Annotated in this window: 14 protein-coding genes; 4 read left to right on the top strand and 10 right to left on the bottom strand. The window is 64.6% G+C overall.

What is annotated here, in order from left to right; translation table 11 throughout:
- Positions 1-15 precede the first annotated feature (15 nt).
- From ybgF to PVW48_RS04340, 4 genes are all read left to right on the top strand, one after another.
- The gene (gene ybgF, locus PVW48_RS04325) at positions 16-834 is read left to right on the top strand and encodes a tol-pal system protein YbgF (protein WP_012177786.1); all 819 of its coding nucleotides are present in this window, start codon (positions 16-18) and stop codon (positions 832-834) included.
- Positions 831-2,084: a tRNA lysidine(34) synthetase TilS gene (gene tilS / locus PVW48_RS04330; protein WP_274580445.1), complete on the top strand. Its 1,254-nt coding sequence runs from the start codon at positions 831-833 to the stop codon at positions 2,082-2,084. Before ybgF ends, tilS begins: the two co-directional genes overlap by 4 nt.
- Positions 2,085-2,165: 81 nt before the next feature.
- Positions 2,166-4,082, top strand: coding sequence for an ATP-dependent zinc metalloprotease FtsH (ftsH, locus tag PVW48_RS04335; protein WP_012177788.1), 1,917 nt, complete (start codon positions 2,166-2,168; stop codon positions 4,080-4,082).
- Positions 4,083-4,221: 139 nt separating this feature from the next.
- A complete protein-coding gene (locus PVW48_RS04340) occupies positions 4,222-4,833 on the top strand; it encodes a hypothetical protein (RefSeq protein WP_274580446.1) in 612 nt (203 codons plus the stop codon).
- A gap of 81 nt (positions 4,834-4,914) precedes the next feature.
- On the opposite strand, the gene PVW48_RS04345 is transcribed toward PVW48_RS04340, so the two are convergent.
- The 10 genes from PVW48_RS04345 to PVW48_RS04390 are packed head-to-tail and all read right to left on the bottom strand — an operon-like array spanning position 4,915 to position 15,305.
- Positions 4,915-5,331 (bottom strand): PaaI family thioesterase, encoded by a 417-nt coding sequence (locus tag PVW48_RS04345; protein ID WP_274580447.1) that lies wholly within the window; start codon positions 5,329-5,331, stop codon positions 4,915-4,917.
- On the bottom strand, positions 5,328-6,023 hold the full coding sequence (gene pdeM / locus PVW48_RS04350; RefSeq protein WP_274580448.1) for a ligase-associated DNA damage response endonuclease PdeM: 696 nt from the start codon (positions 6,021-6,023) through the stop codon (positions 5,328-5,330). Before pdeM ends, PVW48_RS04345 begins: the two co-directional genes overlap by 4 nt.
- Positions 6,024-6,064: 41 nt before the next feature.
- Positions 6,065-8,488, bottom strand: a complete 2,424-nt coding sequence (locus PVW48_RS04355) for a ligase-associated DNA damage response DEXH box helicase (protein WP_274580449.1) — start codon at positions 8,486-8,488, stop codon at positions 6,065-6,067.
- A gap of 48 nt (positions 8,489-8,536) precedes the next feature.
- A complete protein-coding gene (locus PVW48_RS04360) occupies positions 8,537-9,844 on the bottom strand; it encodes an ATPase (RefSeq protein WP_274580450.1) in 1,308 nt (435 codons plus the stop codon).
- A gap of 36 nt (positions 9,845-9,880) precedes the next feature.
- On the bottom strand, positions 9,881-10,390 hold the full coding sequence (locus PVW48_RS04365; RefSeq protein WP_274580451.1) for an A24 family peptidase: 510 nt from the start codon (positions 10,388-10,390) through the stop codon (positions 9,881-9,883).
- A 7-nt stretch (positions 10,391-10,397) separates the two neighbouring features.
- Positions 10,398-11,249, bottom strand: a complete 852-nt coding sequence (locus PVW48_RS04370; RefSeq protein ID WP_012177795.1) for a tetratricopeptide repeat protein — start codon at positions 11,247-11,249, stop codon at positions 10,398-10,400.
- Positions 11,250-11,296: 47 nt separating this feature from the next.
- Entirely contained in the window at positions 11,297-11,911 is a 615-nt protein-coding gene (locus tag PVW48_RS04375; RefSeq protein WP_245533059.1) for a tetratricopeptide repeat protein, read from the bottom strand.
- A complete protein-coding gene (locus tag PVW48_RS04380; protein ID WP_012177797.1) occupies positions 11,880-12,875 on the bottom strand; it encodes a type II secretion system F family protein in 996 nt (331 codons plus the stop codon). The genes PVW48_RS04375 and PVW48_RS04380 overlap by 32 nt, the downstream gene beginning before the upstream one ends.
- 4 nt (positions 12,876-12,879) lie before the next feature.
- The gene (locus PVW48_RS04385) at positions 12,880-13,848 is read right to left on the bottom strand and encodes a type II secretion system F family protein (protein WP_012177798.1); all 969 of its coding nucleotides are present in this window, start codon (positions 13,846-13,848) and stop codon (positions 12,880-12,882) included.
- Between the two features lie 2 nt (positions 13,849-13,850).
- Positions 13,851-15,305, bottom strand: coding sequence for a CpaF family protein (locus PVW48_RS04390; RefSeq protein WP_012177799.1), 1,455 nt, complete (start codon positions 15,303-15,305; stop codon positions 13,851-13,853).
- Between the last annotated feature and the right edge of the window lie 5 nt (positions 15,306-15,310).

The following is a 15,310-nucleotide window of genomic DNA, read 5'->3' on the forward strand; positions in this document are numbered from 1 at the left end:
CGGGTCATGACCGGGATGCGCAGGATCGTCGGGCCGGCCATGGGCGTTCTGCTTCTGTCGAGCGTCACCGTCACGGCGCAGGACCGGGATCAGACCCTGGCCGATATCCGGCAGGAGCTGTCGGTGCTCTATGTCGAGCTGCAATCCCTCAAGCGGGAGCAATCGACCACGGGCGCGCCACAGATCAGCCTGCCGCCCAACGCGTTGGACCGACTCAACACGCTGGAGCAGGAGTTGTCGCGCCTGACCGCCAAGACCGAGCAGCTGGAGTTTCGCATCGACCGGATCGTCCGCGACGGGACCAACCGGATCGGGGACCTGGAATTCCGGTTGGTGGAGCTGGAGGGCGGGGACCTGTCGCAGCTGGGCGAGACCACGACCTTGGGCGGCGAGGACGTGCCGCGCCCGGCGCCCCCCGTTCCCGGTCCGGGACCCGAGACGCCGCAGCTTGCCGTGGCCGAGCAGGCCGATTTCGATGCGGCGCAGGCGCTGCTGGACAATGGGGATGCGGCCGGGGCGGCCGAGGCCTTCGCAGCCTACACCCAGACCTATCCCGGCAGCCCGTTGGTGGCCGAGGCGCATTACCTGCGCGGCCAGGCCGAGGCCGCGCAAGGCCAGTGGAGCAGGGCGGCGCGCGCCTATCTCGAAAGCTTCTCCGGCTCTCCTGACGGACCGCGCGCGCCCGAGGCGCTCTACCGGCTGGGGCTGAGCCTCGCCGAGTTGGGACAGCGCGACGAGGCCTGCATTACCCTGCGCGAGGTCTCCGTCCGCTTCCCCGGCGGCGCGCCCTCCATAGGGGCGAACACCGCCCGCGGCGAGCTGGCCTGCCCATGACGGATCCCGCGGCGCCGGGACAGGCGCTGGCGGAGGCGATGCAGCGCTGGGTGCCGGATGCCCGCCGGATTGGCGTCGCGATGTCGGGGGGCGGCGATTCAATGGCCCTTTTGCACCTTCTGGCGGACTGGGCGGCGCAGAGCGGTGCGGAGCTTCGGGCGGCCAGCGTGGATCACGGCTTGCGCCCCGAAGCGGCGGATGAGATCGCATTGGCCGCCAAGACCTGCGCTGCGCTGGGCATTCCCCATGACAGTCTGACCTGGGACGAGGCGCCTGCGGGCAACCTGCAAGCCGCGGCCCGTGACGCGCGCTACCGGCTTCTGTCGGACTGGGCGCAAGCGCAGGGCTGCGCCGTGGTTTGTCTCGGCCATACCCAGGACGACCAGGCGGAAACGGTGCTCCTGCGTCTGCTGCGGGGCTCGGGCGTGGATGGGCTTGCGGCCATGCGTCCGAGAACGCTGCGCGCTGGCACGGTCTGGCTGCGGCCGCTCTTGGCGGTATCGCGCGCGGCCTTGCGCGCGGACCTGACGGCGCGGGGCGTCGCATGGGCCGAAGATCCAAGCAACGCGGACCTGCGCTTCGATCGGGTGCGCGTGCGGCAGGCGATGGCGGCGCTCGACCTGCCGGTGGCGCGGCTCGCGGACACGGCGCAGGCGATGGCCCGTGCGCAGGAAGCCCTGGGTCGGCGTGCGGCGGAGGCCGCGCAGGCCGGTGCGGTGCGGTTCGAGGACGGCGATATCCTGCTGACGGCAGATGCCTTGTCCGCGCTGGACGCAGAGACACGGCTGCGTCTGCTGGCCGAGGCGCTGCGCTGGGTCGCCGGAGCGGCGTACCGGCCGCGCCTTTCGGCCCTGACCGGGGTCTGGGACGGTCTGGAGGCCGGGCAGGGCGCGACCCTGCACGGATGCCGCCTTCTGGCGGGCGTTTCGGCCTGGCGGGTGTGCCGCGAATACCGTGCGGTTGCTGCGCTGGAGGTGCCCGCGGGCGCGCTGTGGGACGGGCGCTGGCAGCTGCGCCTCGCGAAGGATGAAACACGCCCGGATGTGACTGTCAGAGCGCTTGGACAGGCCGGATTGGGCCAGATCACGCGTCCCGATCCCGGCCCGCCCCATCCCAGCCTGATGTCAACACCGGCCTTGTGGCGGGGCGACGAGGTTCTCTCGGTTCCGCGCCTGAACTTGGGTCTGTCAAGCCGGGTTGACAGGCAACCTGAGCCCGCTTTGTTCATTTCCGGGTTGATTCCGCATTGAACTGATCGGTTTGGTGGCTATTTTGTAAGACAACCGTACCGGCGCGCCGACCTGAGCGCGCGTCCTTGAGGAGAATCATTCGTGGGCAATTTGCGAAACGTCGCGTTCTGGGTTGTGCTGTTCCTGCTCATCCTGGCCCTGTTCAACCTGTTCAGCGGGGGGCAATCGACGGTCAACTCGCGGGCCATCACCTATTCCGAATTCGTGGACCGCGTCGAGCAAGGCGATGTCGCCAGCGTCGTTCTCGATGGCGAGAATGTCACCATGCGCACTGGCGACGGGCAGCAGCTGACCACCGTGAAGCCCGAAGGGGTGGACGTGACCGGACTGCTTCTGGAGGAAAATGTCCAGATCGAGGCCCGCGCCCAGGAGCAGAGCGGCATCCTGTCCTATATCGGCACGCTGCTGCCCTTCCTGATCCTGATCGGTATCTGGATCTTCTTCATGAACCGGATGCAGGGCGGCGGACGGGGCGGGGCCATGGGCTTCGGCAAGTCCAAGGCGAAACTGCTGACCGAAAAGCAGGGGCGCGTGACCTTCGATGACGTTGCTGGCATCGACGAGGCAAAGGACGACCTCGAAGAGATCGTGGAGTTTCTGCGCAATCCGCAGAAATTCTCGCGGCTGGGGGGCAAGATCCCGAAAGGCGCACTGCTTGTCGGACCTCCGGGCACTGGTAAGACGCTGCTTGCGCGCGCCGTTGCGGGCGAGGCGGGTGTGCCCTTCTTCACCATCTCGGGCTCCGACTTCGTCGAGATGTTCGTGGGCGTCGGCGCCAGCCGGGTGCGCGACATGTTCGAGCAAGCCAAGAAGAATGCGCCCTGCATCGTCTTCATCGACGAGATCGACGCCGTGGGCCGGTCCCGTGGCGTGGGCTATGGCGGCGGCAATGACGAGCGCGAACAGACCCTCAACCAGCTGCTGGTCGAGATGGACGGGTTCGAGGCCAACGAGGGGATCATCATCGTGGCGGCGACCAACCGTCCGGACGTGCTCGACCCTGCACTGCTGCGCCCGGGCCGGTTCGACCGCCAGGTCCAGGTCCCGAACCCGGACATCAAGGGGCGCGAGAAGATCCTGGGCGTCCACGCCCGCAAGGTGCCGCTGGGCCCCGATGTGGATCTGCGCATCATCGCGCGCGGCACGCCCGGTTTTTCCGGCGCGGATCTCGCCAACCTCGTGAACGAGAGCGCGCTGATGGCGGCCCGTGTCGGACGCCGCTTCGTGACCATGGAGGATTTCGAATCCGCCAAGGACAAGGTGATGATGGGGGCAGAGCGTCGGTCCATGGTCATGACCGAGGAAGAAAAGGCTCTGACCGCCTATCACGAGGCGGGCCACGCGATTGTCGGCCTGAACGTGCCGCAGCATGACCCGATCCACAAGGCGACGATCATCCCGCGCGGCCGGGCCCTCGGTTTGGTGATGTCCCTGCCGGAGCGCGATCAACTGAGCGTGACCAAGACCAAGTACATCTCGAAAATCGCCATGGCGATGGGCGGCAAGGTGGCTGAAGAGCTGAAATTCGGACCGGAGAATGTGACCTCGGGGGCGACCTCGGACATTCAGCAGGTCTCGAAGATCGCACGGGCCATGGTGACCCAGTTCGGCTTTGCCGAGGAATTGGGCCATGTGGATTATGCCAACGAACAGCAGTCCTACCTGGGCAGCTATGGTGGCGGTACCAATCACAGCCAGGAAACCCAGAAGATCATCGACCAAAAGGTCAAGGAGATCATCGACGAAGGCTACAACACGGCCAAGCGCATCCTGACCGAGAAGAAGGACGAGTGGGAACGTCTGGCCCAGGGCCTGCTGGAATACGAGACCCTGACCGGGGCGGAGATCCAGAAGGTGATCAACGGCGAGCCGCTGAACCGCGGCGATGACGAGGACGATACCCCGACCTCGGGCACCCCATCGGTCACGGCGATCCCGAAAGCCAAGTCCCGCTCCAAGCCGCGCGACGGCGGGATGGAACCCGAACCGAGCACCTGACGCCCGGCCCTGTTGCAGCAGGGGAACAAAAACAATCAGAGGCGCTCCTATCCGGGGGCGCCTTTTTTGCTGAGCTTCCACTTCCGCGTGGCTTTGGGATATCCCGGGGGCTCCCTTTTGCGACACAGGAAGGCCCGAGATGTCCAGGTTCGGATTTGCTTTTTCAGGTCTCTTGGTACTTTTCGCCGCGGTGTTTGGTTTGTCGCCTTTCATGGGCGGCATGGCCTCTCTGGTCGAAGAGAGCGGACCCCTGGAAATCGGCACGATCCTCATCCTGGCTGTAAGCGCGGCTGCCTTTTTCGTCCTCTTTCCCCGGTCCACTTGGCTGAAGGCGCTTCCCGTGCCGGTTGCCCTGCTGCTCCTTGCCAAGCGCGAAGCGGAGCAGGACTGGTGGATCGTTGACGAGCGTCTGCTCACGATCAGTTTCTATACCGAGGAAGGCTTCACGGCGACGAGTGTCGTGGGGGCCATAATCGCCGCGATTGTAGTTATGAGTGGACTGATCCTGTGCTTTCGCGGTGTCCCACTTTTCCTCCGGGCGGTTGCTGGCAAGCAAGGCTGGGCACTCGCTCTGATGGCTGCGGTCTTTGCCGCGGCACTTGGGCAGGTCATGGAAGAGTTGGAAGGTCTGTTCGTATTGGTCACCGGGTCGGGGTGGCTGGCGAGGTTTTTTGAAGAGGGCTTGGAGCTGTGTTTTGCATATCTTGTGCTGGTGTCTGTGGTTTTGGGCGCTCGGTCCGTCGCAAGATGACCGGTTGTGGCCCAACGGGTCTGAAACAGAAGGTGGCCTCGGGTCAATGGCCGTTTCCCGTGCCTAAAAACGGCGGTTCGATCAGGCCGTAGCGGATACAGGTATCATGGTCCCCTGCATCAGGGCGACCATCTCACCATCGTCGCGAAAGACCTCTGCCGTGACCACCACCAGCCGCTTGCCCGCGCGGATGACCCGGCCTTCGGCGCGCAGGAACGCGCCCGTGCCGGGGGCGAGCAGGTTGATCTTCATCTCCGATGTCACCACCTCGCGGTCCGGCGGCATGGTGGTCAGCGCGGCGTAGCCCGCGGCACTGTCTCCCAGCGCGAAGGTCAGCCCTGCATGGGCGAAGCCGTGCTGCTGCTGCGCTGCCGAACGGATCGGGGCTTGCAGGACCACGTGGCCCGCGCTCACCGATAGGATCTCTGCACCAAAACTGCCCATGAGGCCCTGGCGCGCGAAGCTTTCGGCGATGCGGGTTTCGATCTCTGCGGTCACGGGGTGGCCCTTTCGCGATCTTTGCGTCGGGGCATCGGAACTGCCCGTGGCGGCGTGCCGATGAGAATGGCCCGTGCCGTCGGTGCCATCAAGTCCTGCAACACCGGCGCGTCGCACTGAAGACCGCCGGTATAGGCGCCATAGGCGGGCAGGATCAGGCGCCGGTCATCCACGAGGAAACAGGCCCGGGTCACGGCACGCCCGCCGCGCAGGGCGAGGCGGCATTTGGGGTGGTAATGGCCCGACACTTCGCCCGCCGCACTGTCGGGTGTCGCGATGTGGCGAAAGGTCAGCGGGCGGTGCACATGTTCTGCCTGGTGTGCGCCTGCCAGCGCTACGGGGCCGGGGTCGTGATTGCCCTCGATCCATATCCAGCGCCGACCGGCCTGCAACCGCGCGATCCAGTCCAGATGTGCCCGAGGCAGGGCGTCGGCCGCGGCGCGGTCGTCGAAACTGTCCCCGAGGCAGATCACTTCGCGGGCCTGTGTGCGGTCGATATCCGTGGTCAGCCGCGTCAGCGTTTCCTCGGCCTCATACGGGGGCAGCAGCGCACCGCCCCGCCGGGCAAGCCGTTCGGACTTGCCCAGATGCAGATCGGAGACCACAAGGAGCCGCGCCGCGGGCCACCACAAGGCGCCGCTCGGGAGGGCATGCAGGTTCGCGCCCGCGAAGATGAAGCCGTGTGTGTTCATGCTTTGGTCCAACCGCATTTTCGGCCCGAGCGCAAGTCCCCTCAGGCGGGCAGGCCGGCCTCCTGCATCAGGGCCTCGGCGGCCTGGGCGAGCAGGCGATCCTCCGCTGCGCCGGCCACGGGCACCGTGCCGCGTTCCAGCAGCAGCGGCGCCGCCAGCGGGCTGATCCGGTCGAGCCTGCGGTGGTCCACGCGACCCGTGGTACGCGCGAGAAGCTCCTCGATCCGGCCGAAATCCACGAGGCCGCGCCGGGCCTCTTCGCGGGTGATCTGCATCAGCACGTGGTCGGGATCGTATTTCAGCAAGGTGTCGTAAAGGATGTCGGAGGAAAACGTCGCCTGCCGCCCGGTCTTGCGCCGCCCGGGCGTGTTGCGGTCGATCAGCCCGGCGATGATCGCGGCGGCGCGGAAGGTGCGCTTCATCACCGCGTTGCCGGAGAGCCACTGCTCGAAACTGTCGCGCAACCCGTCGGGCCGCACGAGCGCGGCGGGATTGCGGACCTCTTCGAGCCCCCAGAGCATGGTGGCGTAGTCCGTCGCAACGAAGCCGATGGGGGCGAGCCCGGCCAGCTCCATCCGCTGGCTCAGCAGCAGGCCCAGCGTCTGCTGAGCGTTCCGGCCCGCGAAGCCGTAGCACACAAGGTACTGCCGGTCCTCATGACCGAAGGTTTCCATCAGCATCCGGTCGGCTTCTGGCAGTTTGGAGACCTGGCGTTGCAGGTGCAGCCATTCGCGGGTCGCCGGGGGCAGTTCGGGCCAGTCCGGTTGGCGGAACATCTCGAGGATGGTCTGGCTGAGCTGGGTGGAGGTGGCGAATTTCGTGCCCATGAAGGTGGCGATCTTGGGCTGCTTGTCCGCCCGGCGGGTGACCTCGACCGTCAAGTCGTTCAATCCTTCGTAGCGAACGATCTGCCCGCCGATCAGGAAGGTGTCGCCAGGGGTCAGGGTGGCGGCGAAGCCTTCCTCGACCTCGCCGAGGGGCGTGCCGCCGCGCCGGTTCTTGAGCCTGACCTTGAGGGTTTCGGTGTCGATAATCGTGCCGATATTCATTCGGATCTGGCGCGCGGCACGGGGGTCACGCAACTGCCACATCCCGTCCGGGCGGTGCAGCAGCCGCTGCCAGCGGTCATAGGCGCGCAGGGCGTAGCCCCCCGTGGCGCAGAATTCGAGGCAATCGTCGAAGGCGGGGCGGGTCAGGTCGCGATAAGCGCCTGCGCTCGTGACCTCGGCAAACAGGGCATCGGCATCGAACGGCCCCGCCGCCGCCACGGCGAGGATATGCTGGCACAGAACATCGCGCGGCCCTTCGGCGCGCGGCTCCCCGTCGAGCTTGCCGTCCGCCATGGTTTTCAGCGCCGCATGGCATTCCACGACCTCGAACCGGTTGGCGGGCACCAGCAGCGCCTTGGAGGGCGCGTTGTAGCGGTGATTGGCGCGGCCGATCCGCTGCACCAGCCGCTTGACGTTCTTAGGCGCGCCGACCTGGATCACGAGGTCCACATCGCCCCAGTCGATCCCGAGATCGAGAGAACCGGTGCAGACGATCGCCCGCAGCGCGCCCTCGGCCATGGCGGCCTCGACTCGCTGGCGTTGCTCGCGCGAGAGCGATCCGTGGTGAATGCCAATGGGCAGCGCATCCTCGTTGGCGAGCCAGAGCGCGTGGAAGAACAGCTCCGCCTGGGCGCGGGTGTTGTGAAAGATCAGCGTGGTCTTGTGCGCCTTGACCGCCTGCAGGATCGCCGGAATGGCATAGCGCCCGCCGCCGCCGCTCCAGGGTGGGGCCTCGTCGGTTTGCAGCATGGTTATGTCGGGTGCAGGGCCGGGGTCGGCGAGCAGGATGTCGCACGGATCGGGATGCCGTGCGAGAAATCGGGCGATGGCCGGCGGGTCCTCTACCGTCGCCGACAGTCCGACCCGACGCAGGCCTGGGACCAGCGATTGCAGCCGCGCGAGGCCCAGCATCAACTGGTCGCCGCGCTTGGACTCGGCGAGCGCGTGGATCTCGTCCACGATCACGCGCTGCACCCCGGCGAAGGTGCGCGCCGCATCCTCGTAGCTGAGCATGAGCGCGAGGCTTTCCGGCGTTGTCAGCAGGATATGGGGCGGGTCGGCGCGCTGCCGCTTGCGCTGGGTCTGGCTGGTGTCACCGGTGCGGTCCTCGACCCGGATGGCCAGACCGGCCTCCTCGATCGGGCGGCGCAGGTTGCGTTTGATGTCCGCCGCGAGCGCCTTGAGCGGCGAGATGTACAAGGTATGCAGTCCGGGCGGGGGGGCGGGGCCAAGCTCGGCCAATGTCGGCAGGAATCCGGCCAAAGTCTTGCCGCCCCCCGTGGGCGCGATGAGCAGAAGCGCGGGATCCTGAGACCGGGCCAGCATCTCGCGTTGATGGGGGTGGAGCGCCCAACCCTGGGCGGCGATCCAGCGCGTGATTTCGTTGGGCAGGGAAGGGGGCGGGGCAGCGGGCATCCCCGGGAGATAGTCTGCAGCCGCGTCGGGGCCAAGGGGGATGGCGCGTCAGTGTGCGATCTCTGCGTCGTCCACATAAAGGTTGGACCAGGCGCGGTCGATCAGGTCGGGCGTCATTTGCCGCGGGATGCCTTCGTAGTCGCAAACCGCGATCATCTGATCGATCAGGAAATTGGCATGGAAATTGGCATAGACATGGTCCACCTCCGGGTATTTCCGGCTCATCAGGTGGATCAGGCTGGTCTCGTCCAGGGGCATCTTCTTGGCCTTGGCCACGAGGCCGAAGATCTTGAGGAACTCTTCCTTGGTGGGGCCGTCGATCTTGAGCTTGAAGAAAACCCGCCGCAGGGCGGCATTATCGAAAATCTCGTTAGGGTGGAAGTTGGTGGAAAAGATCACCAGCGTGTCGAAGGGCACGACGAATTTCTCGCCCGATTGCAGGGCGAGGATGTCATATCCGGCCTCCATCGGCACGATCCAGCGGTTGATGAGCGCCTGAGGCGGCTCGGCCTGTCGGCCCAGGTCGTCGACGATGAAGATGCCGCCCGTGGCTTTCAATTGCAGGGGTGCGGCATAGGTGCGGGCCACCGGGTTGTAGACAAGGTCCAGCATCGCCAGCTCCAGCTCACCACCGGTGATCACCGCCGGGCGGCGGCAGCAGACATAGCGTTTGTCATGGGTGGTTGCGCGTCTCAGGCGGCTGACGGTTTGTGCAGGCGGTGTTACGGGGGTGTGGACCACGGGGTCGAAGACGGTGATGATCTGCCCGCCATAGCTGATCGCGTGGGGGACGTAGACATGGTCGCCCATGGCGTCGCGGATCCCGTTGGAGATCGAGGATTTCCCGTTGCCCGGCGGCCCGTAGAGCAGCACCGACCGGCCAGAGGTCACCGCCGGGCCAAGCTGCTGCAACAGACCCTTGGGCAGCACCAGGTGCTCCATGGACTGGCCGAGGGTTTCGGGGGTCAGGGTGACGTTCTTGATCGACTGGCGTTTCGTTTGCTCGGCAAAGTGCTCCAATGGGACCGGGACAGCGCCGTAGTATTCCGATTGGGTCAGCGCATCGAGAGCACGCGCCTTGCCGTGGTCGGCCAGGGCAAAGCGCATCTCCTCCGAGCCTTCGGAGGTGAGCGAGCCCAGTGCCTCGACCAGCTTCAATTGCCGTGCGGTATCGACCAGCTCCTGAGTCAAAGGCACGGGAATGTGCATGGCTTCGGCCATCTCGGAGACCCGCGTGAGGGACCGCCGAAACATCGTTTTCAGCAGCAGATCCTGCAACATGGTCGCAGGCAAGTCGAGCTCCGCGATGCTGCGGGGGCTGACCGGTGCGATCGAAGGGGGGGCGTGTTGATTCATCTCGGTCCTCCGCCGCGTCACAGTCGCAGCGGAGATTTAAGAAAGCGTGACCTGCGGAAGAAGAACAGGCAGCAAAAAGTAGAAAATCAGCGTCCCGCTCAGGGCGAGCCCCATGGGAAAGTCGCGTTTGCGCGTCCAGCTTTCCCAATCCGGGGTAAGTCGCCGGACCGGAGGCAGCATCCGCGCGAGGCGATGGGTCGCGAAGGCGCCGAGCAGGATCGCGGAGAACAGCACAACCACCAACAGCGCGTCCTGCAGCGCCACGAACGGGGCCATCGCGGCGGCGAACTTCGCGTCCCCCGCCCCAACGAGGCCCGCACTGGACATCACGAAGCCGACCGCCAGCACGGCGATCACATGGACCCATCGCCATGCGTAATCCAGCAGCGGCAGGGCCAAGAGGCCCACGATCGCGAACATCCCCAGCAGGAGCAGAACCGACCTGTTGGGGATGCGCATGAATTTCATGTCGCTCCAGGCCACGAACAGGCAGATCGGCAAGATGAACGGCAGAAACCAGAGAGCTTGGGAAACGGTCACTGCCATGGTGGGATCAAGCCTCGCTGTCCAGCGTCCTCAGCGCGCGCACAGCTGCCTCGAAATACTGGGGATGGGTGTCTATTGCATCGCGCAGCAAGCCGCGCCCGGTTGCAATATCCCCCTGTTTGATCGCGGATAGGGCAAGAGTGTGCAACAATTGTGCCCGCTCGGTCTGGGTGACGCGCACGGGCGGCAGCGCGTAGTTGCGCTGCGCACCGCGCGCGAGCACCAGGTTGTTTTTTGCGGTGAACAGATCCGGGTCGTAGCCGAGCGCGTCGTTGAACAGCTTCTCGGCGCCCCGGAAATCCCCGCGGCTCAGCTTGGAGAACCCCCAGTTGTTCAGCACGCCGGCAGGGCGTGTGGTCAGCCCCACGGCAATCTCGTAGAAGCTGTCGGCAGCGCGCCAGTCTTTCTCGCTGTCGGCGACGATAGCCTCGAGCCGGTATCGCTGAAATGTCTCGTAGGTCGGCGGAATGGCGTCGAGCTGGGCCTTGGCCGTCTCCCACTCCCCCGCGCGGATCAGGGCACCGGCATATTCAACCCGGTCGGCATGGCTTGCCGCGTCCATGGCAACCACATTGCGCCAGGCGGTGACCGCAGGATTGACACTGTTGTTGCGGATCAAGGCTGCCGCCAACCCGCGCTTGAGGTCGATGCGGTCGGGTTTTTCTGCCACGGCGCGCGTGAAATAGGCCACGGCCTCCTCCGGGTCGGCAGAGTTCAGCATCAGCTCATTGAGGTTGTGTTCGTCGATGACATTGACCGCTTCAAGCTCGCGGGTCACATCGATTTCCTCCGACGGCGTGCAGGCGGTAACTGCCAGCAACACCAGGCCCATGGGGGCCAAGGCCTGCAAATGGCGCATTGTCGCGTCCTTCAACTGCTCTGGTCGGGTTCGATTTCAGGTATGTGTCAGGGTGAGATCAGTGCGTAACTGCCATTTCCCTGCCAGACCAGATCGAACTCCTTGTTTTCGCTGGGCTGAGAATAGCGCAGCGCGTCTCGTTTTTCGAGAGCCAGGCTCAGGTTGTTGCGAATGTCGTCCGAATTGCCACTGTCCAGCGCGAAAGCCTGCCGGAAGACGCGGGAGGCTTCGCCGTAATCGCCTTTTTCCATCAGCAGAACACCCAGATTGTTCCAGCCCGGCACATAATCGGGGTACTCCTCCACCGCCCGGCGCAACAGCGTTTCGGACTGGTTGAGGCGGCCGAGTTTCAGGTTCGCCGAGCCGATCCCGGACAATATCTCCGCTGTCATGCCCTGCTCGGCACCGGCGCGGAAAAAGGCACGCAGGGCCAGCTCGTACTCGCCGGCTTGCATCAGGCGGTTGCCGACCAGGACCCCGTCCACCGCTGCACCATCCGAGGCAAGCGCAGTAGGAGGGAATGGGCCGTCAACGGGAAATGCACCTTCATCCGAAGGGACGTCCGTGCACGCTGCCATCAGGCCGATACCCGCGAGCACGAGCCAGACCATCGGTCGTCGCGTGATGTAGTCAGGGACCGCCGCGTTGGGACAGGCTTTCATAGATGCTCCACATCGATGGCCCGATCAGAATGATCAGCAGTGGCGGCACCGTAAACATCATCGTCCCGAGTGTCAGCTTGGTTGGCAGAACATTCGCTTTTTCCTCGGCGCGCATGACCCGTTTGTCACGCATCTCCCCGGCATAGACCCGCAGGGCATCCGCGATCGAGGTGCCGAAGGACTGCGACTGGATCAGAACGGTGACGAAGGAGGTCACGTCCCCCACGCCGCAACGTTCGGCCATGTCCTTCAGCACGGTGATCTTGTCCTTGCCAGCCTTGATCTCGAAGGCGACCATCTCGAATTCATCGGCGAGGTCGGGATAGCCCGCGCGAATCTCATGGGCGACGCGGATGATGGCCTGATCCAGGCCCTGTCCCGCTTCGACGCACACGAGCATGAGGTCGAGGCTGTCGGGAAAACCGTTCGTGATTTCCTCCTGTCGCTTGTCGATCCGCTTGTCGACCCAGTATTTCGGCAGGTAGTAGCCGCAAAAGCCCGGCACCAGGGTGGTCAGAGTGGCCTTGGTGACGTCTGGGTCTTCACCGCCGCCGAAAAAGAAGGTGTAGATCACCCCGATCGACAGGAACCCGAGGCCGAGCGCCAGTTGCGCGAAGTGAAAGATCTGGACCGAGGATTTCTGTCGGTAGCCGGCCTGGATCAGCTTGAGCCGGATCGCCGACAGCTCTTCGTTATCTTGGGGCTCGAGGTATTGCGAGAACCGCTCCAGCTTCTTGCCGGGATCGTCCTGGCGCAGTTGCTTGCCCTTGCCATCCTCGGCAGCGCGCTTCGCGGTGCCCAGCCGCTCCTGCTTGATCTTCAGGAGCGGATCCTTCTCCTTGCGGAGCAGAAAGGGCAAGGTCAGCAAGATCAGCATCGCGCCAAGGAATCCGGCGGCCAGAACCGGACCGAGCGGGCCGAGATAAGCGACAAGAAGGGTGTTCAACTGCTCCAGGATCGCCATGGCTCTAGACCTTGATGTTCACCATCATCTTCATGAAGATGATGTTGATTGTCAGAAAGACCGCGACCACGACACAGGCCGGGATGAAGGCGGGGGTGTCCTTCACGTCCGCGTAGTAATCCGGCTCCATCAGGTTGATCCCCACAAGGGCGAGAAACGGAAAGCCAGACAGGAACATCCCAGACCACTTCGCCTCCGCGGTGATGGCTTTGACGCGGCGGAAAAGCTTGAAGCGCGCTCGGATCACCTTGGCGAGCCCGTCAAGGATTTCGGCCAGGTTGCCTCCCGACTGGCTCTGGATCGACACGGCAACCGCGAGGAAGCGCAGGTCCTGCATGTCCATGCGCTCGGCCAGTTCCTTCAACGCTTCGGTGACATCGCGCCCATAGGCGGCCTCATCGGCAATCATGCCGAATTCCGTGCCAAGCGGATCGGCCACCTCCTTTGCGACGATGTTGATCGCCGATGAGAACGGATGCCCGACCCGCAGGGAGCGTACCATCAGCTCCACTGCGTCCGGCAGCTGTTCCTCGATCATCGCGAGCCGCTGCTTGGCCTTCTTGTTGACCCACATGTAGACCGCGCCGATTCCGATCGCGACCGACGCCACGACACGCACCGCCAGGGAGGCCTGGGTGCCGAGTGTCAGACCGACAAAGGACACGCCCATCAATAGCACCATGATCATGATCAGCGCTGCGGGAGAAAACGCGATGTTCCCCTTCTTGGCCTTGTCGGCCAGCATTGCGTAAAGGGGCAGGATCGAGGTCGTCTTGTGCTGCGACATCTCCTTGCGAAGCTGGTCGAGCACGGCGTCCCGCGTGGCGCCTTTGTCGAGCATGTCGAGGCGCCGGTTGACCTTGCTGTTCAGGCTGATCGACTTCCCGAAGGCGACCAGGTATATCCCCTCGACCAGGAACAGCACGCCGACGAAAATTCCGATATAAATCAGGGGTTCGATGCTGATGGTCATGTCTATTCCTTTGTCGGCTCGTAGATCGAAGCCGGAATGTCATAGCCCCATTGCTTGAAGCGCTCCGAGTAGTGCGAGCGCACGCCGGTTGCAGTGAAGTGACCCTTGATCTTGCCGTCGGGCAGCAGACCTGTGCGCTGGTATCTGAACACCTCCTGCATGGAGATGATGTCCCCCTCCATCCCGGTGATCTCGGTGATCGACACCATCCGGCGCGATCCGTCCTGCAGGCGCGAGGCCTGCACGATCAGGTTCACGGCCGAGGAGATCTGTGCCCGCAAAGCCCGGATGGGCATCTCGATCCCGGCCATGGCCACCATGTTTTCCAGTCGACTGACCCCGTCCCGGGCGGAGTTTGCGTGGATCGTGGTCATCGACCCGTCATGGCCGGTATTCATGGCCTGGAGCATGTCGATCACCTCCTCGCCACGGGTCTCGCCCACGATGATCCGGTCCGGGCGCATCCGCAGGGCGTTGCGCAGACAGTCACGCTGGGTCACGGCGCCCTTGCCCTCAACATTCGCGGGCCGGCTTTCCATCCGGCCCACATGCACCTGCTGCAACTGGAGTTCCGCGGTATCCTCGATGGTCAGGATACGTTCGGAATTGTCGATGAAGGAACTCAGGGCATTTAGCGTGGTCGTCTTGCCCGAACCCGTCCCGCCGGACACGATCACGTTCAGCCGACACGCGACGGCGGCTTGCAGATAGACCGCCATTTCCTCCGAAAAGGCGCCGAAATTGACCAGCTCATCAATTCCCAGCTTGTCCTTCTTGAACTTCCGGATCGACACCAGGCTTCCGTCGCAGGCAATCGGCCCGACCATGGCGTTGAACCGCGAGCCGTCCGCGAGGCGCGCGTCGACATAGGGGTTCTGTTCATCAACACGCCGCCCCACGGCGGAGACGATCTTGTCGATGATCCGGAGCAGATGTTTCTCGTCCCGGAATTTTACGTCTGAAAGCTGAAGTTTGCCCGCCTTTTCAATGAAGACGCGGTGCGGTCCGTTCACCAGGATGTCGTTGACATCCTCGTCCTTCAGCAAGGGCTCGAGCGGGCCGAGACCGCGCACTTCGTCGTAAAGCTCTTCATAAAGGGTGCGGCGTTCGTCCTTGTTCAGGGCGACGCTCAGGGTTGCGAGCGATTCGGTGACGATCTGGGCGATCTCTGCGCGCAGTTCTTTCTCGCTCGCGCTTTCCAGTGCCGACAGGTTCAGTTCTTCGAGCAGCTGTTTGTGCAGGGTCACCTTGAGCTCGTTCAGCTTCTGCTGGCGCCGGGCTTCCTTGTCCTGAGCTTCCGGCGTGGCGGGGGCTGTTTCGGGCTTGGGCTTCGGACGCATCTTGGGCTTGGCCGTCTCCGGACCCGAGCCTGGCGCGGGCTCGGTCGCGATTGCGCCCGCCGCGATCGCAGGAGGGCGTGGCTTTGCCGGCGCGTCTTTTCGGTACTTGGCAAACACGGAAT

It is taken from the genome of Dinoroseobacter sp. PD6 (assembly GCF_028807315.1).
Taxonomy (GTDB): domain Bacteria; phylum Pseudomonadota; class Alphaproteobacteria; order Rhodobacterales; family Rhodobacteraceae; genus Dinoroseobacter; species Dinoroseobacter shibae.